22 protein-coding genes are annotated in these 22,468 nt (G+C 71.5%); 5 read left to right on the plus strand and 17 right to left on the minus strand.

The annotated features are described in order from the left end of the window. Positions 1-67 precede the first annotated feature (67 nt). Entirely contained in the window at positions 68-913 is an 846-nt protein-coding gene (locus BX283_RS15670; RefSeq protein ID WP_101388233.1) for an NAD(P)H-binding protein, read from the minus strand. A 29-nt stretch (positions 914-942) separates the two neighbouring features. Beyond that, entirely contained in the window at positions 943-1,836 is an 894-nt protein-coding gene (locus tag BX283_RS15675) for a ScbA/BarX family gamma-butyrolactone biosynthesis protein (RefSeq protein ID WP_101388234.1), read from the minus strand. Between the two features lie 205 nt (positions 1,837-2,041). Here BX283_RS15675 and BX283_RS15680 point away from each other — a divergent pair, with 205 nt between their 5' ends. Next, a complete protein-coding gene (locus BX283_RS15680) occupies positions 2,042-2,710 on the plus strand; it encodes a ScbR family autoregulator-binding transcription factor (RefSeq protein WP_101388235.1) in 669 nt (222 codons plus the stop codon). Between the two features lie 30 nt (positions 2,711-2,740). Here BX283_RS15680 and BX283_RS15685 read toward each other — a convergent pair whose 3' ends face one another. The 4 genes from BX283_RS15685 to leuA all read right to left on the minus strand — a co-directional run bounded on the left by BX283_RS15685 (position 2,741) and on the right by leuA (position 7,043). After that, complete coding sequence (locus tag BX283_RS15685) at positions 2,741-3,583, minus strand: isoprenyl transferase (RefSeq protein WP_101388236.1); 843 nt, start codon at positions 3,581-3,583, stop codon at positions 2,741-2,743. A gap of 16 nt (positions 3,584-3,599) precedes the next feature. Beyond that, positions 3,600-4,349: a DNA repair protein RecO gene (gene recO / locus BX283_RS15690; protein ID WP_067158819.1), complete on the minus strand. Its 750-nt coding sequence runs from the start codon at positions 4,347-4,349 to the stop codon at positions 3,600-3,602. A 48-nt stretch (positions 4,350-4,397) separates the two neighbouring features. After that, a complete protein-coding gene (locus tag BX283_RS15695; protein ID WP_257582870.1) occupies positions 4,398-5,117 on the minus strand; it encodes a TerB family tellurite resistance protein in 720 nt (239 codons plus the stop codon). 156 nt (positions 5,118-5,273) lie between these two features. Continuing rightward, positions 5,274-7,043, minus strand: coding sequence for a 2-isopropylmalate synthase (gene leuA, locus BX283_RS15700; protein WP_101388238.1), 1,770 nt, complete (start codon positions 7,041-7,043; stop codon positions 5,274-5,276). A 321-nt stretch (positions 7,044-7,364) separates the two neighbouring features. Between leuA and BX283_RS15710 the strand changes: the two genes are divergently transcribed. From BX283_RS15710 to BX283_RS15720, 3 genes are read left to right on the plus strand one after another with little or no spacing between them, the layout of a single operon-like run. Beyond that, entirely contained in the window at positions 7,365-8,426 is a 1,062-nt protein-coding gene (locus tag BX283_RS15710; RefSeq protein WP_101388239.1) for a M4 family metallopeptidase, read from the plus strand. Between the two features lie 31 nt (positions 8,427-8,457). Further along, entirely contained in the window at positions 8,458-8,724 is a 267-nt protein-coding gene (locus BX283_RS15715) for a protealysin inhibitor emfourin (protein ID WP_101388240.1), read from the plus strand. 29 nt (positions 8,725-8,753) lie between these two features. Further along, on the plus strand, positions 8,754-9,554 hold the full coding sequence (locus tag BX283_RS15720) for a GNAT family N-acetyltransferase (protein WP_101388241.1): 801 nt from the start codon (positions 8,754-8,756) through the stop codon (positions 9,552-9,554). A 253-nt stretch (positions 9,555-9,807) separates the two neighbouring features. On the opposite strand, the gene era is transcribed toward BX283_RS15720, so the two are convergent. The 5 genes from era to BX283_RS15745 form a co-directional block, all read right to left on the minus strand. Further along, positions 9,808-10,749, minus strand: coding sequence for a GTPase Era (era, locus tag BX283_RS15725; protein ID WP_101392367.1), 942 nt, complete (start codon positions 10,747-10,749; stop codon positions 9,808-9,810). Between the two features lie 53 nt (positions 10,750-10,802). Next, positions 10,803-11,738, minus strand: coding sequence for a WxL protein peptidoglycan domain-containing protein (locus BX283_RS15730; RefSeq protein WP_101388242.1), 936 nt, complete (start codon positions 11,736-11,738; stop codon positions 10,803-10,805). A 59-nt stretch (positions 11,739-11,797) separates the two neighbouring features. Further along, positions 11,798-13,120, minus strand: a complete 1,323-nt coding sequence (locus BX283_RS15735; RefSeq protein WP_101388243.1) for a beta-xylosidase — start codon at positions 13,118-13,120, stop codon at positions 11,798-11,800. 388 nt (positions 13,121-13,508) lie between these two features. After that, a complete protein-coding gene (locus tag BX283_RS15740; protein ID WP_101388244.1) occupies positions 13,509-13,862 on the minus strand; it encodes a cytidine deaminase in 354 nt (117 codons plus the stop codon). A gap of 52 nt (positions 13,863-13,914) precedes the next feature. Beyond that, positions 13,915-14,736, minus strand: coding sequence for a helix-turn-helix transcriptional regulator (locus BX283_RS15745; protein WP_101392368.1), 822 nt, complete (start codon positions 14,734-14,736; stop codon positions 13,915-13,917). 171 nt (positions 14,737-14,907) lie between these two features. On the opposite strand from BX283_RS15745, the gene BX283_RS15750 reads away from it, so the two are divergent. Continuing rightward, positions 14,908-16,323, plus strand: coding sequence for an MFS transporter (locus tag BX283_RS15750; protein ID WP_101388245.1), 1,416 nt, complete (start codon positions 14,908-14,910; stop codon positions 16,321-16,323). Positions 16,324-16,327: 4 nt separating this feature from the next. On the opposite strand, the gene BX283_RS15755 is transcribed toward BX283_RS15750, so the two are convergent. The 6 genes from BX283_RS15755 to BX283_RS15780 form a co-directional block, all read right to left on the minus strand. After that, positions 16,328-16,681 (minus strand): MmcQ/YjbR family DNA-binding protein, encoded by a 354-nt coding sequence (locus tag BX283_RS15755; protein ID WP_101388246.1) that lies wholly within the window; start codon positions 16,679-16,681, stop codon positions 16,328-16,330. Further along, entirely contained in the window at positions 16,678-17,970 is a 1,293-nt protein-coding gene (locus tag BX283_RS15760; protein WP_101388247.1) for a hemolysin family protein, read from the minus strand. Before BX283_RS15760 ends, BX283_RS15755 begins: the two co-directional genes overlap by 4 nt. Beyond that, positions 17,967-18,464 carry an rRNA maturation RNase YbeY gene (ybeY, locus tag BX283_RS15765; RefSeq protein WP_101388248.1) on the minus strand — a complete coding sequence of 166 codons (498 nt, stop codon included), beginning with the start codon at positions 18,462-18,464 and terminating at the stop codon, positions 17,967-17,969. The genes BX283_RS15760 and ybeY overlap by 4 nt, the downstream gene beginning before the upstream one ends. A 12-nt stretch (positions 18,465-18,476) precedes the next feature. After that, complete coding sequence (locus BX283_RS15770; RefSeq protein ID WP_101388249.1) at positions 18,477-19,493, minus strand: PhoH family protein; 1,017 nt, start codon at positions 19,491-19,493, stop codon at positions 18,477-18,479. Positions 19,494-19,776: 283 nt separating this feature from the next. After that, a complete protein-coding gene (locus tag BX283_RS15775) occupies positions 19,777-20,904 on the minus strand; it encodes a carbohydrate kinase family protein (RefSeq protein WP_101388250.1) in 1,128 nt (375 codons plus the stop codon). A gap of 68 nt (positions 20,905-20,972) precedes the next feature. Next, a complete protein-coding gene (locus BX283_RS15780; RefSeq protein WP_101388251.1) occupies positions 20,973-22,286 on the minus strand; it encodes a glucarate dehydratase family protein in 1,314 nt (437 codons plus the stop codon). Positions 22,287-22,468 lie beyond the last annotated feature (182 nt).

Raw genomic sequence — 22,468 nt, forward strand, 5'->3', positions numbered from 1 at the left:
TTGCCGGACACTTCCGGCAAGGCCCCTTACGTACGTAGTACGTGTACGAACGGCTGGGGTACGCGGCTCAGGCGAAGGCAGCCGCGTGGTCGCGGGCCCACTCGGCGTACGAGCGCGCGGGGCGGCCCGTCAGCTCCTGGAACGTGGGCGACACCTCGGCCTTCGCCCCGGCCCGCTGGCGCTCGGCGCTGTGCAGCAACGCCTCGGCCACCGGCTGCGGATAGCGCGCCAGCAGCGCGGCACGCGCGCGTTCGGGGCCCAGCTCCTCAAACCGGAGCGGCCTGCCCAGGGCGTCGCCGAGGAGCGCGGTCTGCTCGGCGGCGGTGACGGCCGCGGGGCCCGAGAGCGCGTACGCGCGGCCTTCGTGGGCGCCCGGCTCGGTGAGTGCCAGCGCCGCCGCCTCGGCGATGTCGCGCGGGTCCACGGTCGCGTTGGGCGCGTCCCCGTACAGCGCGCGCACCACGCCCTCCTCGCGCACCGAGCGCGCCCAGGACAGGGTGTTGGTCATGAACGCGCGGGGCCGCAGCAGGGTCCAGGCGAGCCCAGACTCCCGTACGGCCGTCTCGTTCTCGCGCTGGCGGGCGGTGATGAGGTCGTCGGCGGCCGGGTCGGTGACGGCCAGCGCGGAGAGCTTGACCAGATGGCGCACCCCGGCGGCGCGGGCCGCCTCCACGAACCGGACGTCGTCCCGTTCGCCGATGCTGCCGGTGACCAGGAAGGCCGCCCGTACGCCCTTGAGGGCGCGGTCGAGGCTGTCGCGGTCGGCGTACTCGCCGGCGACCACCTCGACGGCCGGTCCCGCCACCGCCACCCGTTCCGGCCGTCTGGCCAGGACGCGCAGCGGGTGCTCGGCCGCGAGCAGCCGGGCGACCTCGCCCCCCACGGTTCCGGTCGCCCCGGTCACCAGAATCATCGTCGCCCTCTTCTCCCTTGCCGTACCGGTCAGTCGGCGCGCGGCGCCGACAGCGTGGCGAGGAAGACCAGGCTCTCGTCCTGGTGGCCGGTGACCTGCACACTGGTCATGCCGGGGCGCCGGGGCGCCGCGTCGGTGACCTGTATCCAGCACGGGCTGTCGAACTCCGCGTACCGGTGGAACGCTATGTCACCCGCGACCGGGACGACCGGCGCGGGCCCCAGGGCCGCGCTCGCCGCCTGCCGGGCCGCCTCCAGCAGGAGCATGCCGGGCACATGGTCGTTGGGGCGCTGGAAGAGCGTGGGGTGTGTGGTGTCCGCCCGCAGCCGCCAGACGCGCTCCTGCGGGCTGGCCGCGAGCACCACGTCGGCGGCGCGGCTGCGGCCCGCCAGGTCGGCGGGGACGGGCAGCGGAAGGCATCCGGTGGTGTCGCCGGGGGTCGTGCGGTCGCCGCGCAGCCGCCGGTAGACGCCCGGGCTCAGGACGCGGGCCTGGCCGGAGCCGGTGGCGACGAGCCGCCCCAGCCGGCGCAGCACCCAGCGGACCTTGAGCCGCGAGAGCTTGCCGCCGCGCCATTCCAGCCGGGAGAACTCCAGCTCCACGTCGATGAGCGCAGGCTGTCCGCCGACGTCCAACTGCGTGGGATTGGCGGTGTATTCGAGGTCGGTGAGCATGAAGTGCCAGTCGAGCGGCACCCCGTAGCCCGCGTGCACTATCAGCATCGCGGACTGCCGCATCGTCTCGACGACGAGCAGCGGGTCGTGCAGATCGCCCGCGACGGGCTCGAAGAAGACATGGTTGTGCGGCCAGTGCGCGGTGACCGAGAACGTGTGCTCGTCACGCTGTCGCCAGCCGTGCGGAAAGGCGTCGGCGGGCCTGGCCCGATGGACGAGTTCCGGCGATACAGGGTGCGATTGCGTCATGTTGGTGGGCCCGGCACCGGTTATGGGTATGGCGCTGGTCAATACTGCTTCTGTTTTGGACATGGCTCCCCCCGAGGCATGTACGAAGAACATAGTCCTGCGTCCCACTGTTAAGATACAAACTAGACGGTTTTTTTCAAGCCTGGGGAGCGGGCGGCCCCGAAGTTCACGGCGTCGACACCGCGACGCAACACGAGGAGGCAGCGTGGCGAAGCAGGACCGTGCGATCCGCACCAGGAGGGCGATCCTGGAGGCCGCGGCCATCGTCTTCGAGAAGCAGGGGTTCCAGGCCGCCACGATCACGGACATTCTCAAGATGGCCGGGGTCACCAAGGGCGCGCTCTACTTCCACTTCCAGTCGAAGGAAGCGCTCGCGCACGGGGTCCTGAACGAGCAGGGCTCCGGCCCCTCGCTGCCGCCGCAGCCCGTCAAGCTCCAGGAGCTCATCGACTCCGGCTCGGTCCTCGCGCACCGGCTCCGCACCGACCACCTGGTCCGGGCCAGCATCCGGCTCACCCTCGACCAGCAGGCCACCGGGCTCGACCGCAGCGGCCCGTTCCGGCACTGGAGCGAGGTGAACGTCGAGGTGCTCACGATGGCGCAGCAGCGCGGTGAGCTGATGCCCAACGTGGTCATCTCCGACACGGCCGAGCTGTACGTGGGAGCCTTCGCCGGGCTCCAGATGATGTCCCAGACGCTCAGCGACTACCAGGACCTCTCGCACCGCCACTCGGTCCTGCAGCGTCATGTGATGTCCAGCATCGCCGTGCCGTCGGTGCTCGCGGCCCTGGACTTCTCCGAGGACCGCGGCGCCCGGCTCACCGCCGAGCTGGAGTCGGCGGCCGTCGCCGAGTGCGCGGCGGCCGCGGTCTGACGACCCGGCCGCCCCGCCCCGGCACGGGAGTTACTCGCCCGCCCCGGCACCGTCCTGCCGGGGGATGTCGAGGTTGGGGACGGCCCCGCCGAAGCGGCGGTCGCGCTGTGCGTACTCCAGGCAGGCCCGCCACAGGTCGCGGCGGTCGAAGTCCGGCCACAGCACGTCCTGGAACACCATCTCGGCGTAAGCGCTCTGCCAGAGAAGGTAGTTGGAGGTGCGCTGCTCGCCGCTGGGCCGCAGGAACAGGTCCACGTCCGGCATGTCGGGGTAGTACAGGTACTTGGCGAAGGTCTTCTCGCTGACCTTCGACGGGTCGAGCCGGCCCGCCTTCACGTCCTCGGCGAGCGCCTTCGCGGCGTCGGCGATCTCGGCCCGGCCGCCGTAGTTCATGCAGAAGTACAGCGTGAGCCGGTCGTTGTCCTTCGTCTGCTCCTGGGCGACCTGGAGCTCCTTGGCCACCGAGCGCCACAGCTTGGGCATCCGGCCCACCCAGCGCACCCGGATGCCCAGCTCGTCGAGCTGGTCGCGGGTCTTGCGGATGAAGTCGCGGTTGAAGTTCATCAGGAAGCGCACCTCGTCGGGCGAGCGCTTCCAGTTCTCGGTGGAGAACGCGTACAGCGAGATCGAGCCGACCCCCATCTCGATCGCGCCCTGGAGCACGTCGAGGACGCGCTCGGCGCCGACCTTGTGGCCCTCGGTGCGCGGCAGCCCGCGCTCCTTAGCCCAGCGCCCGTTGCCGTCCATGACGACCGCCACGTGCTTGGGGACCAGCTCGCCGGGGATCTTCGGCGGGCGCGCACCCGAGGGGTGCGGCTCGGGGGTCGTGTACTCGCGCCGGGACCGGCCGCCCAGGATTCCGCGTCGTGCCATGTGGAGCTCTTCTCCCTCAGTTCTTCTCTACGTACCGCAGTGAGCGCAGGCCGCGCTCCAGATGCCAGTGCAGATAGGCCGACACGAGGCCGCTGCCCTCGCGCACGTGCCTCGGCTCGCTCGCGTCCGCCGTCGCCCAGTCCCCCGTGAGCAGCGCGCTGAGCAGTCCGACCGCCTCCGCAGAGGGTACGACGCTGCCGGGCACCCGGCAGTCGGCGCAGACCACACCGCCGCCCGCGATCGAGAAGAACCGGTTGGGCCCGTGGATGCCGCACTTCGCGCAGTCCTCGAAGCTGGGCGCGTAGCCGTTGACGGCGAGCGAGCGCAGCAGGAAGGCGTCGAGGATCAGGTTGGGGGCGTGCTCGCCGCGCGCGAGCGTGCGCAGGGCGCCCACGAGCAGCAGGTACTGCTGCACGGCGGGCTCGCCCTCGTGGTCGGTGAACCGTTCCGCCGTCTCCAGCATCGCGGTGCCCGCGGTGTACCGGGCGTAGTCCGTGACGATCGCGCCACCGTACGGAGCGATGGTCTCACTCTGGGTGCACAACGGCAGGCCGCGCCCGACCAGTTCGCTGCCGCGCGCGAAGAACTGCACGTCCACGTGCGAGAAGGGCTCCAGCCGGGCCCCGAACTTGGATTTGGTGCGGCGCACCCCGCGGGCGACGGCGCGCACCCGCCCGTGGCCGCGGGTCAGAAGCGTGATGATCCGGTCGGCCTCACCGAGCTTCTGGGTCCGCAGCACGATGCCGTCGTCCCGGAACAGACTCATGGAGCCATTGTTTCACCGCCGGGAGCGGCCCCGGTCAGGACGGGTGCTTCAGGACGGGGTGCGGGCCGCCGCGAGGAGCCGGGCCACGTCGTCCGCGCACAGCTGGAGCGCGCCGCCCACCGTGGTGAGGACCTCCCGCTCGGCCGGGCTGTACGGGCCGTCGGCCAGCGCGATACGGGCGCCCTGGAGCAGGATCGACTCCCGGCCGGCCGGGGCGAGGTGCGGGGCCAGCGGCTCCAGGGACTCGTGCAGCTCGATGGCGAGGGCCGCGCCGCACGGATCGGCCTCGGTGTCGGTGAGGAACCGCCCGGTGTCGGCGGCGAGCGCCTCGATCAGGGTGATCAGCTGCTCCTCGGTGCAGTCGTCGTACCCGGCGGCGCGGACCGTGGCGGCCGCGGTCGAGGTGACCGTACGGGAGGAGGTGCCGCCCGCGGCGAGGACGGCGAGGGCGACGGTGTGGACGGCATCGCGCAGCATCGCCGAGAAGCGGGTGGTGGTGGGGTGGTCGAGGGCGTCCGTCCCGAAGTGGGTCTCGCAGGCCGCGCACTCCACGACGGGCCCGGCGGCCCCGCGCGACAGCAGCGGGACGCCGAGCACGGCCAGGCGCCGACGGCCGGTGCGGCGGCGGAAGTTGCGGTCGCCCCCGCACTCCGGACAGAAGAACTCCCCGTCCCCGACGGTGGTCCAGGACGTACGGGTCGTCCAGATTCGTTCGAGAATGCCCACGGCGCGAGGCTTCGTCACGTTCTGTCCTCGGCCTTGCACCACCGCGCACCTCCGTAACGGACCGGCAACATTGCCGCGTTGACGTGATGTTAGCCACATCGATGATGTGACGTCAGCACCCCGTGGGAAGGAGTGGCGCAAAGACGGCGCCCCACCGGCCGCCCGGGGCAGGTGGGGCGCGGTGCGGCGCCGGAGGGGCTACTTGCGGGCCGAGCGGTTGACGGCGGAGATGACCGCCTTCAGCGAGGCGCGCGTGGTGTTGGCGTCGATGCCGATCCCCCACAGGACCTGCCCGTCGATGGCGCACTCGATGTACGAGGCGGCCTGCGCGGACGCGCCCTCGCTCATCGTGTGCTCCTGGTAGTCCAGCAGGCGGGCGTCCACGCCGATGGCGGCCAGCGCCTCGAAGAAGGCCGAGATCGGACCGTTGCCGGTGCCGGTCAGGACCGTGTCGGCGCCGTCCACGACCGCCTCGACGGTCAGCGTGTCCCGGCCGTCCGTGTCGGTGGTGGTCTGGCCGGAACGCAGCTGGATGCGGCCCCACTGGTTGGCCGGATTCGGCAGGTACTCGTCCTGGAACACCGACCAGATCTGGCCGGGAGTGACCTCGCCGCCCTCGGCGTCGGTCTTCGCCTGGATGATCCGGGAGAACTCGATCTGCATCCGGCGCGGCAGGTCCAGCTTGTGGTCGTTCTTCAGGACGTACGCGATACCGCCCTTGCCGGACTGCGAGTTGACCCGGATGACGGCCTCGTAGGAGCGGCCGACGTCCTTCGGGTCGATCGGCAGATACGGGACGGCCCACTCGATGTCGTCGACGGTGACGCCCTTGGCGGCCGCGTCGGCCTCCATCGCGTCGAAGCCCTTCTTGATGGCGTCCTGGTGGGAGCCGGAGAAGGCGGTGTAGACCAGGTCGCCCGCGTAGGGGTGGCGCGGGTGGATCTCCATCTGGTTGCAGTACTCGGAGGTGCGGCGGATCTCGTCGATCTGCGAGAAGTCGATCTGCGGGTCGACGCCCTGGCTGAACAGGTTCATGCCCAGGGTGACCAGGTCGACGTTGCCGGTGCGCTCGCCCTGGCCGAACAGACAGCCCTCGATGCGGTCGGCCCCGGCCATGATCGCCAGCTCGGCCGCCGCCACCGCCGTACCGCGGTCGTTGTGCGGGTGCACGGACAGGCAGACGAACTCGCGGCGGGTCAGGTTGCGGCTCATCCACTCGAACCGGTCCGCGTGCGTGGACGGCGTCGAACGCTCCACCGTGGCGGGCAGGTTGAGGATGATCTCGCGGCCCTCCTCGGGCTGCCAGACGTCGCAGACCGCCTCGCAGACCTCCAGGGCGAAGTCCAGCTCGGTGTCGGTGAAGATCTCCGGGCTGTACTGGTAGCCGAAGACGGTCTCCGGGCCCAGGATCTTCTCCGCGTACTCCATCACCAGCCGGGTGCCGTCCACCGCGATCTGCTTGATGTCGTCCTTGGAGCCGCGGAAGACGACCCGGCGGAAGGTCGGGGCGGTGGCGTTGTACAGGTGCACGGTGGCGCGGCGGGCGCCGCGCACGGACTCCACGGTCCGCTCGATCAGGTCCTCGCGGGCCTGGGTCAGTACGGAGATGGTCACGTCGTCCGGGATCGCCCCCTCTTCGATGATCGACCGTACGAAGGTGAAGTCGGTCTCGCCGGAGGAGGGGAAGCCGACCTCGATCTCCTTGTAGCCCATGCGCACCAGCAGGTCGAACATCTCGCGCTTGCGGGCGGGCGACATCGGGTCGATCAGCGCCTGGTTGCCGTCGCGCAGATCGGTGGACAGCCAGCGCGGGGCCTTGGTGATGCGCTTCTCGGGCCAGGTGCGGTCGGGGATGTGCACGGCCTCGTACGAGCCGTACTTGTGGATCGGCATCCCGGACGGGCGCTGGGTGTGGGTCGCGTTGGTGACGGGCGTCGGACGACCGACAGACACGGAGTTCTCGGACATTTGCGTAGGGCTCCTCGGGTCCTTCGATTAGGACGGCCGACTGAGTCGAAGCAGCACCAGATCCCGCGGGGAGGGGGTCGGCCTACGACTACAGGCCCTCGCCGCGGCAGCTAAGGAGAAGCAGCCCGAAACGCATGATGTGCCGCAGCCTAGCCGAGGGGCGCCGAAAGCGCCGGTCCCGTTTCAGTATGCGGGACGTGGCGGAAGGGACCAGGGACCAAAGTCCCTGTCCCGGCCCGCGCGTACCGGCCGCGATGGCTTGGAACCAATCATGGTGGCGAGTAGTGACAGCCTCATGACCCAGTGCCACATTGTCGCGACATGAACGCGCATACGCCCGTCTTCTGCACCATCGTGCCACCCCACGTCCTCGACAAGCTCGTCACCGCCGAGGACCCCGCGCTCTCCGCCATCGCCCGCAAGACGCTCGTCGCGGACGCCGCCCAGCGCACCGCCCGCCGCCTCACCACCGTGCTCGGCGCACCCGAGGCCGCCCCGCCCGCCGGGGCCGTCGAGGGACAGCCCCACCGCACGATCCACGACTGCCGCCACGGCACCGCGCTGCCCGGCCGCAAGGTCCGCGGCGAGGGCGACAAGCCGGTCAAGGACGCCACCGTCAACCGCGCCTACGCCGGGCTCGGCGCGACCTTCGAGCTCTACCTCAAGGCGTACGGACGCGACTCCATCGACGGCTCCGGAATGCCGCTCGACGCGTCCGTCCACTTCGACGCCGACTACAACAACGCCTTCTGGAACGGCGAGCAGATGGTGTTCGGGGACGGCGACGGCCGGATCTTCCTGGACTTCACGATCCCCATCGACGTGATCGGGCACGAGCTGACCCACGGCGTCACCCAGCACACGGCGAACCTGACGTACTTCGGCCAGCCGGGCGCGCTCAACGAGTCGATGTCGGACGTCTTCGGCTCGCTGATCAAGCAGTACACGCTCGACCAGGATGCCCACCAGGCCGACTGGCTGATCGGCCAGGGCCTGCTCGCCCCCGCCGTGACCGGCACGGCGCTGCGCTCGATGAAGGCGCCCGGCACGGCGTACGACGACGACGTGCTCGGCAAGGACCCGCAGCCCGCGACGATGGACCACTACATCACCACGGGCCGCGACAACGGCGGCGTCCACCTCAACTCCGGCATCCCCAACCACGCCTTCTACCTCGTCGCGGACGCGCTCGGCGGCAAGGCGTGGGAGCGGGCCGGTCAGATCTGGTACGACGTGCTGACCGGCGGGGAGCTGGGCAAGCAGGCCCTGTTCGCGGACTTCGCCCGGCTCACGGTGGCCGCGGCGCGCGCCCGTTACGGGGAGGGGGCGGAACTCCAGTCCGTCCTGAAGGCCTGGTCCCAGGTCGGCGTGCCGACCGGCTGACGCGGCGGCGGTGCGCTGCTACACAGGGAGCATGCGCATCCAGGTGACCCGCACAGGAGGATTCGCCGGCATCGAGCGCCGGGCCGAGGTCGACACCTCGGGCCGGCCCGACGCGGCGGAGTGGCAGGCCCTGGCCGAGGCGGCCCTCGCCGACGGCCGGGGCGAGCCGTCCCTCGGCGTACCGGACGGCTTCCACTACGAGATCACGGTCGACGGCACCACGGTCCACTGCGCGGACCCGAGCCTGTCCCCCGCCCAGCGGACGCTGGTGTCACGGGTGCTGAAAGAAGGTGCGTAGAGGGTGACCGCCTTGCTTTCATTCACCGCATGACGACCTCTGACGTGGCCCTGCTGGAACGCTATTACGACGCGGTGCCGCGCACCTCGGCCCGCGCCGAGGACTTCGGTCCGCTGACGCTGTTCGTACGGGAGGGTGTGGGCTGGCCGTTCTACGCCCGGCCCACGCTCGGCCACACCGGGCCGGTGTCGGCCGCGGACGTGGACAAGGTGCGGGCGCGCCAGCGGGAGCTGGGGATACCGGAGGCGTTCGAGTGGGTGGACGAGGTGTCGCCCGGGCTGCGCGCGGCGGTCGAGTCCTCGGGCCTCGCGGTCCACGCCCACCCGCTGATGGTGCTGGCCCCGGACGCGCCCACGCCCCCGCCGCACCCGCAGGTCCGCGTCCTGGACGCGGACGACCCCCTGCTCCACGCGGCCCTGGTGGTGCCGCACCTGGCGTTCGCGGCGCCCGGTACGGCCGTGGGCGCGCCGGGTCCCGCCGAGCTGGCCGCCGAGATCACGGCCCGGGTGGGCGACGGGCGCGCGCCGCAGGTCGCGGAGCGCATCCGCACCGGCGCGACGGCGGTCGCGGCGGCCGTCCTCGACGGCCTCCCGCTCTGCTCCGGCATGCACAACCCGGTGGGCCCGGTGACGGAGATCGTGGGCGTCGGCACGGTGCCGGCGGCGCGGCGGCGGGGGCTGGGGGAGGCGGTGACGTCCGCGCTCGTCGCGGACGCGCGGGCGCGGGGGGCGTCGACGGTGTTCCTGTCGGCGGGGGACGAGGCGGTGGCGCGGATCTATGGGCGGCTGGGGTTTGTACGGGTGGGGACGGCGCTGATAGCCGAGGGGTGAGCCTTTCCCCACCCCGCCCCTTCCCGGCTGTGAACATGTGCGGCTCCGCCGCGTGGCCTCTGGCGGGCGGCCGGGGTCCCTTGAGTTCGTCTGCGGACCGTGCTGGGTTGCTCGCGCAGTTCCCCGCGCCCCTAGGTAGTTAGGGGCGCGGGGAACTGCGCGCTCAGCCATCTACGGTCCGCAGACGAAAGAAGCGGGGTGCAGGGGCCGCAGGCCCCGCAAAAGGGGGCCGGGGGCGTAGCCCCCGGGAGGCCTAGAAGCCCAGCTTGCGGAGTTGCTTCGGGTCGCGCTGCCAGTCCTTCGCGACCTTCACATGAAGGTCCAGGAACACCGGCGTCCCCAACAACGCCTCGATGTGCTTGCGCGACTTCATCCCGACCTCCTTGAGCCGCTTCCCCTTGGGACCGATGATGATCCCCTTCTGGCTCGGCCGCTCGATGTACACGTTCGCGTGGATGTCGAGCAGCGGACGGTCCGCCGGACGGTCCTCGCGCGGCAGCATCTCCTCCACCACCACCGCGATGGAGTGCGGAAGCTCGTCCCGTACCCCCTCCAGCGCCGCCTCGCGGATCAGCTCGGCCACCATGACCTGCTCGGGCTCGTCCGTGAGGTCGCCCTCGGGATAGAGGGCCGGGCCCTCGGGCAGCAGCGGGACCAGGAGGTCCGCCACCAGCTGGACCTGCTGGTCGCCGACCGCCGAGACCGGCACGATCTGCGCCCACTCGAAGCCCAGCTCGTCCCCGAGCCGCTGCACGGCGAGCAGCTGCTCGGCCAGCGCCTTGGAGTCGACCAGGTCCGTCTTCGTCACGATCGCGATCTTCGGGGTCTTCTTGATCCCCGCGAGCTCCTTGGCGATGAACTTGTCGCCGGGCCCGAGCTTCTGGTCCGCGGGAATGCAGAAGCCGATCACGTCGACCTCGGCCCAGGTCGTCCGCACCACGTCGTTCAGCCGCTCGCCGAGCAGCGTGCGCGGCTTGTGGAGGCCCGGCGTGTCGACCAGGATCAGCTGGGCGTCGGGGCGGTGCACGATGCCGCGGACGGTGTGCCGCGTCGTCTGCGGACGGTTGGAGGTGATCGCCACCTTCTGTCCGACCAGAGCGTTCGTGAGGGTGGACTTGCCCGCGTTGGGGCGGCCGACGAAGCAGGCGAAGCCGGCCCGGTGGGGGGCGTTGTTCTCAACAGTACGAGCGCTCATGCCGCCCATTCTCCCCGATCCGAACGGCCCCGCTGTACGCGCGGGCCCCGCACTCAGCCGCGCCGCCCCCGGACCCGCCGCAGCCGCCACCCCGCGACCCCCGCCGCCAGGGCCGCCACCAGCACCGCGAGGACCGGCCAGGGCAGGGCGAGGAAGGACGCGCCGCCCGACCCGGTGACGCCCTTGGCGCTCGCCGTGAGCCGTACGTCGCCCCGGTCCAGCTGCGGCGAGCCCGCCCACGGCTCGGTCAGCCGGACCTTCTGGCCGGGCAGCAGTTCGGCCGGGACGTTCGTCAGTCCGCGGCTCAGCAGCGTACGGCCGAACAGACCCGTCGCCTTCAACTGGACCTTCGGGTCGAGCGTCACGTTTCCCCGGTTGTGGAGGGTGTACGAGATCACGGTCCGGCTCTTGCCCGTGCCCGGCACCAGCGGGCGGTGCTGGGCGAGCGAGACGTCCTCGACCGCGAGCGCGGGCACGGTGGGTCCGGTGACACGCAGATAGACCCGCGCCCCCACGGCCTGCTGCACCCCCATCGCCAGCTCCCCCCGCCCGGCCGCGACCTTCTCGTCCAGGGCGACCAGCGCCCCGGGGTGGTCGCCGGGCTCCGCGTCGGCCGGGACGGTCACGGTGAACGGCACGGTGACCGAGGAGTGCGCCGGGACGGTGACCGCCGTGCGGTCGGGCCGGGTCCAGGCGCCCACGCCGTGCTGCGGCTCGCGCCGGGTGCGCACGGCGAACCCGCCGTCGCGTTCGGTGTTGTACGCGTCGGCCCCGTACAGCCGGAAGGCCATCGGGGCGGCCGTCTTGTTGGTGACGGTGACCTGGTCGGTGAGGGTGGTGCCGGGGCCGGCGGAGAGGTAGAAGTACGGGCGCCGCTCCGCGGCGGCGGAGGCCGGGTAGACGGCCCAGTTGCCGTTGTCGGCGGCTCGCGCGGGCGTACCGAGGAGCAGGACGGCCGCGGCGAGGAGGAGGGCGTACAGCTTGCGCACGGTGCGGAACCCCCGGGGACGGGTGGGCCGGCCGGGTGCGCGCCCGGCCCACGGGTGGATCAGGCCAGCGTGAGCGTCAGCACGCCGGAGTACGCGCCGGGGGCGGTGAACGCCGGAACGTCCAGCGAGACCCGGGCGTCGACGGTGAACTCACCGCCGGTGAGCGCCGCGTTGGGCGTGGTCGCGAGCGTCGCGCCCGCGCCGCCCACGGTGCCCGGCGAGCCCGCCGCGCAGGTCGACGGGGAACCGGCCTTGGTGGCACAGGCCGGGGTCCAGCCGAGCTTCGAGGCGTCGATCTTCGCCCCGCCGGGGCCGGTGAAGTCGGTGACCTTGCCGGTCAGGGACCAGCCCGCGGGGCCGCCGCGGAAGTCCTGGACCGTCACCGTCTGGAGCGAACCCCGGGAGGCACCGCCCTTGCCGAAGTCGACGGCCTCCATCGAGACGGCGTCACCGGCCTGGGCCATGGAGAGCGTGCCCGCCTTGACCGAGGAGTTGAGCTTCTGGCTGTTGGGCGGGGCCGGGGTGTCGTCGATCACGCTGTACGCCGCCGGGCCCGCGCCCTTGTCGTCGCTCCAGCTCGCTCCCTCGTAGGCGACGATGCCGCTGGTCGCCTTGTCGTTGACCGTCAGGGCGGTGGAGAACGCGCCCTGCGCGTCCGCCGTCACAGTCGTCTTGTCGGCGGTCTCGGCGGCCCCGGCCCGGCCGACGACCGTCACGGTCGCGCCCGCGGTGAACTTCGACCCGGCGACGGTGACGCTCGCACCGGGCTTGCCGGAGGCCGTGCCCAGCTGGACGGCCCGCTGGTTGGTCTGGCCGCCGCCGGTCGCGGTGACCGTCTCGGAGACGGGCGCGGGCGGGTTGGTGACCGTGCAGGGGGTGTCCAGCTCCATGAGGTAGCTGGTGTGGATGTTGTAGTCGCCGGGCGACAGGGTGATCGCGCCGGGTGCGGTGACGGTGAACGTACCGGTCATGGAGAACGGCGGGAACGCGCCCTTCCCCGGCACCGGGTCGTTCTTCTTGGGTCCGGCGACCGTGACGGCGCCGGTCTGCGCACCGCCGACGGTGACCTTTCCGGTGGGGGTCATGATGTCGGCGGGCAGCGCCAGGTCCACCGGGTTGCCCGCGGCGGGCTTGGTGACCGTGTACGTGACGGTGACCGTGTCCCCGACCTTGGGCGCCGCCTTGTCGACGGTGATCTGGGCGGACGTGGTGCCGTCGATCGGCGGGATGTTCGCGATGGGCGGTGGTACGCAGTGCGTGGCGAAGTCGACGGGCGTCGCGGCCAGGGCCTGCGCGGGCGCGACGAGCGCCCCGGTTCCGGCCATGAGCGCCGCGGCTCCCAGTACGGCGGCCCAGTGGCGCCGTCTTCGTGCTGAAGGCATGACTGCCCCCTCTGCGGTTGTGGCGCAGCAGCGGCTCGGCTGCGCCTGGCAGGGGCCTATTGACCTGGGGGCGCGAAGAGAAGTCAATGGAATCGAAATCCCTTGACTGATGGCCCATCAGATACTGTCAAGATCCCTGTTATCGCAGGTCAACTGGGGGATCGTGGTCCGATTGCCTGCGGGCCGGTGGGGGCTGGTCGCGCAGTTCCCCGCGCCCCTTATCGGGCCGGTGTTCGCCTGCGGGCCGGTGGTGGGTTGCTCGCGCAGTTCCCCGCGCCCCTAGGGGGTACGGGCGAGCGCGAGGGCGAAGGCGAGCATTTCAGGGGCGCGGGGAACTGCGCGACCAGCCCCCACCGGCCCGCAGACAAACCCCGGGCACAAAAAAACGTCAGCCCGCCGCGACCCGCGCGCGGACCTCGCCGTCCGGCCCCGCCACCAGCACGGGGGTGCCCGCACCACCCAGGTCCCGCACCGCAGCCCGATCCTCCGCCGAGGCGGTGGCCGCCTCCGTCACCACCGCCGCCGCCTCCAGCGACTTCGCCCCGCTGGCCACGGCCATCGCAACCGCCGTGCGCAGCGCGGAGAGCCTGAGCGAGTCCAGCTCCACGGTCCCGGCGACGTACGTGCGCCCGGTCTCGTCCCGTACGGCCGCGCCCTCGGCCACCCCGTTGCGGGCCCGGGCGCTGCGCGCCAGGGTGATGATCTTGCGGTCCTCGGGGTCGAGTTCGGTGCTCAGAGTCATACGCCGAGCATAAGGAGTGCGCCCGGAGCCACCCGCGCGCAACCCCCCGCGCTCAGCCCGCCACCGGGTACATCGACCCGCGCCGCCCCTCCGGCGTAGCCAGCCACTCCAGCTTCGCGGCCGTGTCGGTCTCCGGCAGCGGGGTGTGCAGCACGATCGCGAGGTCCGGGCGGGCGGGCACCCGCAGCTGGGTGGACTCGACGAACAGCGTGCCCACCACCGGGTGCTGGAACTCCTTCTCCATCTGGCCGCCGGGCAGGATGTCCCGCTGCCGCCACAGCTCCGCGAACTCCGCCGAGAGCCGGGACGCCTCCTCGACGACCTCCTGGAAACCCTCGTCGTCGGGCCGCTCCGAGCAGGCCGCCCGGTACTGGGCGACCACCTTCGCGGCGACCGCGTCCCAGCCCTTGGCGCGGGAGCGGTAGACCGGGTCGGTGAAGAACGCGATCAGGCAGTTCTGCACGATCTCGGGTCGCATGCCGAGCACCATGGCGGCCGCGTCGTTGTACATCACGGTGTTCCAGTACACGTCCATGATGTGCGCGGGGAACGGCATCCACGCGTCGATCAGCCGCTGCAGGCCCTGGCACATGTCGCTGTGGGCCGGATCGACCTCGGGCGCGGGCGGGTTGAGCCCGGCCAGCACGTACAGATGGCGGCGCTCGGCGCTGGTCAGCTTCAGGACCCGGCCCACCGAATCCAGGACCTGCGGCGACACCGTGATGTCCCGGCCCTGCTCCAACCACTGGTACCAGGAGACGCCCACCCCGGCCAGCACGGCGACCTCCTCGCGGCGCAGGCCCGGGGTGCGGCGGCGCGCGCCGCCGTCGGGCAGACCTGCCGCGGTGGGGCTGATCCGGGCCCGCCGGTTCATCAGGAACTCGCGCAGTTCGGTGCGCCGCAGCGACTTGTCGATCGGCGTGGCCACGTCCGTACTCCCCCTCGTCGGCTACCGGTTCGGCGCCCCGGGCCGCTGCCTGGTGGTGCCGCCAACAGGATAAGTTCCCACTCTCCACGGCCGTTCGCGCACGGCCAGGCTGTGGCCATGGCAATCGACACCCCCACCGCACCGGCCACGCCGGTCGCCGCTCAGGCCCCGCGGGACGGCCGGCTCACGGGCCGGGCGAAGCTGGTCCTGTTCGTGCTCTGCGCCGCCCAGTTCATGGTGGCGCTCGACTTCTCCGTACTGAACGTGGCGCTGCCCGTCCTCGGCGACGACCTGGGCCTGAGCCGCTCCGCGCTCCAGTGGGCGGTCACCGCCTTCGCGCTGCCGTCCGGCGGCTTCCTGCTCCTGTTCGGCCGGACAGCCGATCTGTACGGCCGCAAGAAGCTGTTCCTGGCCGGGCTCGCCCTCTTCGGCGCGGCCTCGTTGCTCGCCACCCTCGCCTGGGACCCGGCGTCGTTCCTGACCGGCCGCGCCCTGCAGGGCCTGGGCGCCGCGGTGATCGTGCCGACCGGGATGTCCCTGCTGACCACCACGTTCCCCGAGGGCCCGCAGCGCGACCGGGCGCTCGGCATCAGCGGCACCCTGCTCTCGCTCGGCTTCACCGTCGGGATGGTGCTCGGCGGGGTCATGACGGACACGCTGGGCTGGCGTTCGACCATGGGCCTGCTCGCGGTCGCCGCGGTGGTCGTCCTCGCCCTGGCGCCCGGGCTGCTGCCCGAGTCCCGCACCCCGGACCGCCCGCGGCTTGACGTGCCCGGCGCGATCACCGTCACCGGCGGACTGCTCGCCCTGATCTACTCCCTGTCGACGGCGGCCCAGCGCGGCTTCGGCGGCGCGGACGTGTGGGGCACGCTGGTGGCCGGACTGGCGCTGCTCGCCGCGTTCGTGGTCGTCGAGTCGAAGGCCCCGGCCCCGCTGGTGTCGCTGCCGATGCTGAAGCGCCGGACGGTGGCGTGGGGCAACCTGGGCGGTCTGGTCACCTTCTCGATGATGTCGACGGTCGTCTTCGTGCTGACCCTCTACCTCCAGGAGGTCCTGGGCCTGTCGTCCTTCAGGACCGGACTCGTCTTCGGCGTCCAGGGCGTCATGTCGGCGCTCGCCGGCAGCTACGCCGCCAAGGTCATCGGCCGCTTCGGCGCCCGCCGCACCCTGGTCGGCTCGCTGCTCGGCCAGGGCCTGTTCATCGCCCTGCTGCTCGCGATCGGCAGCGGGTCGGGCGCGCTGCTCGCCACCGTCGCCGTCTCGCTGGCCAGCATGTGCCACCTGGGCGCGATCATCTCGTACGGACTGACCGTCACCAGCGGTGTCCCCGACGAGGAGCAGGGGCTGGCGACCGGTCTGGTCACCACCACCCAGCAGGTCGGCATCACCATCGGCATCCCGCTGCTCGGTGTGCTCGCCACGACCCGGGGCGACCTCTTCCACGGCGTGCGGACCGTGCTGCTGGTGGACGCGGTGATCGTGGTCGCGGCGGCGGCGCTGGTGGCGGTGGGCCTCGGCCGCCGGAAGGCCTGAGCCGTCAGGGCCGGTCGAGCCGGAGGCGCTCGGCCTTCGGGAGACCGGCAACGACCAGGTCGTACGAATCCTCGATCAGCTCCCGGACCAGCCGGTCCGGGAGCTGATCCACGTCCACCGTGTTCCAGTGGCGCTTGTTCATGTGCCAGCCGGGCACGATCGCCGGGTACTCGGCGCGCAGCCGCACCGCGTCGTCCGGGTCGCACTTGAGGTTGGCGGTGAGCGGTGTGCCGTCCAGGTTGCTCAGCGCGAACATCTTCCCGAGGACCTTGAAGACCGAGGTCCGCGCGTCGAACGGGAACTCCTCGGTCGCCGCGTTGAACGCCAGGCAGAAGGCCCTGAGCTCCTGGGGTGTCACGCCTCTTCCTCCTCCTTGACCGGCACCGGCTCCACGAGCACGGTGACGATCTTGTTCCGGCGGCCCGCCGGGGACTCGGCCGTCAGCCGCAGGGCCCGCCCGTCCGGCAGGTCCACGACCGCCTTGGCGCCCGCGATCGGCACCCGCCCGAGCGCCTTGGCGAGCAGCCCGCCGACCGTCTCCACGTCCTCGTCGTCGAACGCGTCGAGCCCGAAGAGCTCGCCCAGGTCGCCGATGTCGAGCCGTGCGGTGACCCGGAAGCAGCCGTCCGCGAGCTCCTCGACCGGCGGCAGCTCCCGGTCGTACTCGTCGGTGATCTCCCCGACGATCTCCTCCAGGATGTCCTCGATGGTGACGATGCCGGCCGTGCCGCCGTACTCGTCGATGACGACGGCGACGTGGCTGCGGTCCTGCTGCATCTCGCGCAGCAGGTCGCCCGCGTTCTTGGTGTCGGGCACGAAGGCCGCGGGGCGCATCGCGGTGGAGACCAGATCGGCCTCGGAGTCACGGTTGATGTGCGTCTTGCGGACCAGGTCCTTGAGGTAGACGATCCCGACGATGTCGTCCTCGTTCTCGCCGGTCACCGGGATCCGCGAGAAGCCCGAGCGCAGCGCGAGGGTGAGCGCCTGGCGGATGGTCTTGTAGCGCTCGATGCAGACGAGGTCGGTGCGCGGCACCATCACCTCGCGCACCAGCGTGTCGCCGAGCTCGAAGACCGAGTGCACCATCCGGCGCTCGTCGTCCTCGATCAGCGACTCCTGTTCGGCGAGGTCGACCATCGCGCGCAGCTCGGCCTCGGAGGCGAACGGGCCCTTGCGGAAGCCCTTTCCGGGCGTGAGCGCGTTGCCGAGGAGGATCAGCAGCTGCGGCACCGGGCCCATGATCCGGGCCAGCGGCAGCAGTACGTACGCGGCGGCCGTCGCCGTGTTCAGCGGGTGCTGGCGGCCGATGGTGCGCGGCGAGACGCCGACGGCGACGTAACTGACGAGCACCATGACCGCGATGGCGACGAGCAGCGCCGTCCAGGTCTCCCCGAAGTCCTCCAGGCACACATAGGTGACCAGCACCCCGGCCGCCATCTCGCAGGCGACCCGGACGAGCAGGGCCACATTGAGGTAGCGGGTGGGGTCGGCGGCCACCTGGGCGAGCTTGGCCGCGCCGCGCCGCCCGGACCGCACGGCCTCGGCCGCGCGGAACGAGGACGTACGCGCGATGCCGGCCTCCGCGCAGGCGGCCAGCCAGGCGACCACGACCAGGGCGACGGCGCCGAAGAGCAGCTGCCCGGTCATGAGACGGTCGGCGCCGGGGAGGGACCGGTGTGGCCCTTCTCCGCCCGCCAGCCGTCGACGATGGCCGCCTGCAGACCGAACATCTCGGCCTTCTCGTCCGGCTCCTCGTGGTCGTACCCCAGCAGGTGCAGCACTCCGTGGACGGTCAGGAGCTGGAGCTCCTCGTCCATGGAGTGCTGCGTCGGCGCGTCCTCGCCCTGCTTCTTGGCGACCTCGGGGCAGAGCACGATGTCACCGAGGAGCCCCTGCGGGGGCTCCTCGTCGTCCTTCATCGGCGGACGCAGCTCGTCCATCGGGAAGGACATGACGTCGGTGGGACCGGGCAGGTCCATCCACTGGATGTGCAGCTGCTCCATGGCCTCGGCGTCCACGACGATCACCGAGAGCTCGGAGAGCGGGTGGATCCGCATCCGCGTGAGCGCGTAGCGGGCGATGTCGAGGATCGCCTGCTCGTCGACCTCGGTTCCGGACTCGTTGTTGACGTCGATCGACATGGTGCGCTCTGACTACTTCCCGTTGTGGCCCTGCTGGCTGTCGTACTTCTCGTACGCGTCGACGATACGGCCGACGAGCTTGTGCCGGACGACGTCCTGGGACGACAGCCGGGAGAAGTGGACGTCCTCGACACCCTCCAGGATCTCCTGGACCTGGCGCAGACCGCTCTTCGTCCCGTTCGGCAGGTCGACCTGGGTGATGTCACCCGTGATGACGATCTTCGAGTCGAAGCCGAGGCGGGTGAGGAACATCTTCATCTGCTCGGCGCTGGTGTTCTGCGCCTCGTCCAGAATGATGAACGCGTCGTTGAGCGTACGACCGCGCATGTACGCCAGCGGGGCGACCTCGATGGTCCCCGCCGCCATCAGCCGGGGGATCGAATCCGGGTCCAGCATGTCGTGCAGCGCGTCGTAGAGCGGGCGCAGATACGGGTCGATCTTCTCGTAGAGCGTGCCCGGCAGGAAGCCGAGGCGCTCGCCCGCCTCCACGGCGGGCCGGGTCAGGATGATCCGGGTGACCTGCTTGGACTGCAGGGCCTGGACCGCCTTGGCCATGGCGAGATAGGTCTTTCCGGTACCGGCGGGGCCGATGCCGAAGACGATCGTGTGCTTGTCGATCGCGTCGACGTACCGCTTCTGGTTGAGGGTCTTGGGGCGGATGGTGCGACCGCGGCTGGAGAGGATGTTCTGCGTGAGCACGTCGGCCGGCGTCTCGTGGCCGTCCTCCCCCTTGCCGTTCTCGCTCGCCCTGAGCATGGCGATCGAGCGTTCCACTGCGTCCTCCGTCATCGGCTGACCGGTGCGGAGCACCAGCATCATCTGGTCGAACAGGCGTTGGATGAGCGCGACTTCCGCCGAGGTCCCCGTGGCACTGATCTCATTGCCCCGGACGTGGATGTCGGCCGCCGGGAAGGCCTTCTCGATCACGCGCAGCAGCGAGTCGCCGGATCCGAGCAGCATCACCATCGGGTGCTTGGCAGGGACCTTGATCTGGGCACTCGCCTGCGGCTGTGTGGGTGTCTGAGTCATGGGCCGGCTCTGTGGCCTGCGCATACCTCCCGTTGCAGGGTTCTCGCTGCTCGACAACCTCTGGAATACCAAGCGTACGACCTGGCACTGACAGTGCCGAGGGGTTTTACCGGGTGGTCGTCTGCGGGCCGGTGCTGGGCTGGCCGCGCAGTTCCCCGCGCCCCTGGGGGGCCGTGGCTGCTCCGGCTGCGAGGGCGGCCCGAAGGGGCGCTTTTAGGGGCGCGGGGAACTGCGCGACCAGCCACCTACGGTCCGCAGACGAACGATCGCCCGACCGGGGCACTCACGCCGGGCTGCGGAAGCCGATCGTGGGGACCGCCCGCCGCAGCGGCCACGGCCGGGCCGCGCCCGGCAGCAGACCCTCCAGGAACTCGTACCGGCGCAGGGCCGCGGGGTCCTGCCCGGACCGGGTGCGGACGGCCTGCCACCACGCCGCGATCTCCGCCCACCCCGGCGCGGAGAGCGACCCCCCGAACTCCTGCACCGACAGCGCCGCCGTCAGCCCGGCGAACGCGAGCCGGTCCGCCAGCGGCCACCCCGCGAGCGTGCCGGTGACGAATCCGGCCACGAACACGTCGCCCGCACCGGTCGGGTCGAGCGCCTCCACGGCGATCGCGGGCACCTCGGCGGTCTCGCCGGTCGAGCCGTCCACCGCGTACGCGCCCTCCGCGCCCAGCGTGACCACCGCGACCGGCACCTTCTCGGCGAGGGCGCGGGCGGCCGCGCGCGGGCAGTCGGTGCGGGTGTAGCGCATCGCCTCGTCCGCGTTGGGCAGGAACGCCTCGCAGTGTTCGAGCCCGGTCAGGCCCGCCAGGTCCCAGTGCCCGGTGTCGTCCCAGCCGACGTCCGCGAAGATCCGCGAGCCGTGCCGGGCGGCGTCGGCGATCCACTCCTCGGTGCGCCCGGGCACCAGCGAGGCGATCGCGGCACGCGCGCGTGGCGGGGAGGCGGGAGCCGACTCCTCCGGGGGCGCCTCGTGGCCGTGCGAGACCATGGTCCGCTCGCCCTCGTACGCCATGGAGACGGTGACCGGCGAGTGCCAGCCGGGCACGGTCCGCGACAGCGACAGGTCGATGCCCTCGCCCTGCTCCAGGGCGTCCCAGCAGTACTCGCCGTAGTGGTCGTCGCCGAAGGCCGCCGCCAGCGAGGTGCGCAGCCCGAGCCGGGCGAGCGCGATGGCCATGTTGGCGACGCCGCCGGGGCTGGAGCCCATGCCGCGCGCCCAGGACTCGGTGCCGCGCACCGGGGCGGAGTCGAGGCCGGTGAAGATGATGTCGAGGAAGACCGTGCCGGTCAGGAAGACGTCGCACTCCGGGTCGCGGGGCCGGCGCACCTTGCCCAGCGGGTCGACGCCCGCGGTGTGGCCCCACTGGTCGGCGCGGTCCTGTTGCTCTCTGCTGGATGTGGTCACGGCGGACTCCCCGTTCGCGTACGGATCAGGCCAGTGTGCCCGATGGGTACGACAACGACAGGTCCCCGCTACCAGCGCGGCAGGGTGGGCGTACGCCACTCCTCGTAGCCAGGGGCCAGCCGCATCGCGGCGGCGTCGTCGCGGTCGCGCAGGGTGCCGTCGTCGGCGAGCCAGCGCCGGTGGAGGCGGTCGAGCGCGTCGCGGTCGAGGACGACGCCGAGGCCGGGTGCGTCACAGACGGCGAGCCGTCCGCCCCGGAAGACCGGGCGGTCCACGACGACGTCCTCGCTCTGCCACGGGTAGTGGCTGTCGCAGGCGTGGTCGAGGTTGGGCACGGTCGCGGCGACGTGGGTCATCGCGGCGAGGCTGATGCCCATATGGGTGTTGGAGTGCATGGAGAGCCCCACCCCGAAGGTGCGGCAGATCGCGGCCAGCTCACGGGTGTTGCGCAGCCCGCCCCAGTAGTGGTGATCGCTGAGGACGATCTGCACGGCGTCACCAAGGAACGCCTCCCGGATCTCCCCGAAGGTGGTCACGCACATATTGGTGGCGAGCGGCACGTCCGTACCGGCCGACACCTGCGCCATCGCGCGCGTGCCGGACGCCGGATCCTCCAGGTACTCCAGTACGTCCGCGAGCTCGGCGGCGACGCGCAGCGAAGTGGCCGCGCTCCAGCCGCCGTTCGGGTCGAGCCGCAGCGGATGCCCCGGGAAGGCCTCGGCGAGCGCCCGGACCGCGGCGACCTCCTGCTCGGGCGGGAAGACACCGCCCTTGAGCTTGAACGAGCCGAACCCGTACGCGCACGCGAACCGCCGGGCCTGCGCCACGATCCCCTCGGGGTCGAGGGCCGCCCCCCAGTCGTCCTTCTCGCCCGCCCCGCCCGGGTGTTCGGCCCACCGGTAGAAGAGATAGGCGCTGTACTCCACGCTGTCGCGGACCTTCCCGCCGAGGAGCGTGTGCACGGGCACGCCGAGCGTCTTGCCGAGCGCGTCGAGGCAGGCCACCTCGAAGGCGGAGACGACGGAGAGCCGCAGCTTGTCGGCGCTCTGGACACCGCGCAGCCCGCCGACGTCCACGGAGTGGTCGACGCGGGCCTCGTCGACGGGCAGGTTGTTCATGAGAGTGAACAGCCCATTGAGGTCGGAGAGGTCGTGCCGGGCGGCGAGGAGGGAGTCGGCGTACGGCCGGGCGAGTTCGAGGTACTTGGTGTCGCCATAGGTCTCCCCCACCCCGGTGACGCCGCTGTCGGTGACGACTTCGACGACGAGGCGGGGGGTGTACGGCTGGTGCACGCCCTGGATGTTGAGGAGCGGGGGATCGGCGATGAGGACGGGGGTGAGCCGGATGTCGACGATGGCGTGACACTGCGGGTGTGCATCCATGGGAATGGAGACTAGGTATGTGAACGAGGGAGGGTCAAGGGCCACTAGGGAGCGAGAGAGGGAGGATCGAGGGGGTACCCGCGCACTCCCCACCCCAAACAAAATGTGACACAGCTCACTGATCGACGGCTTTTCGCGCACTCGGAGTGCTTGATACAAATTGGGCCGCGTTCCCGTATGTG

It is taken from the genome of Streptomyces sp. TLI_146 (assembly GCF_002846415.1).
Classification (GTDB): Bacteria; Actinomycetota; Actinomycetes; order Streptomycetales; family Streptomycetaceae; genus Streptomyces.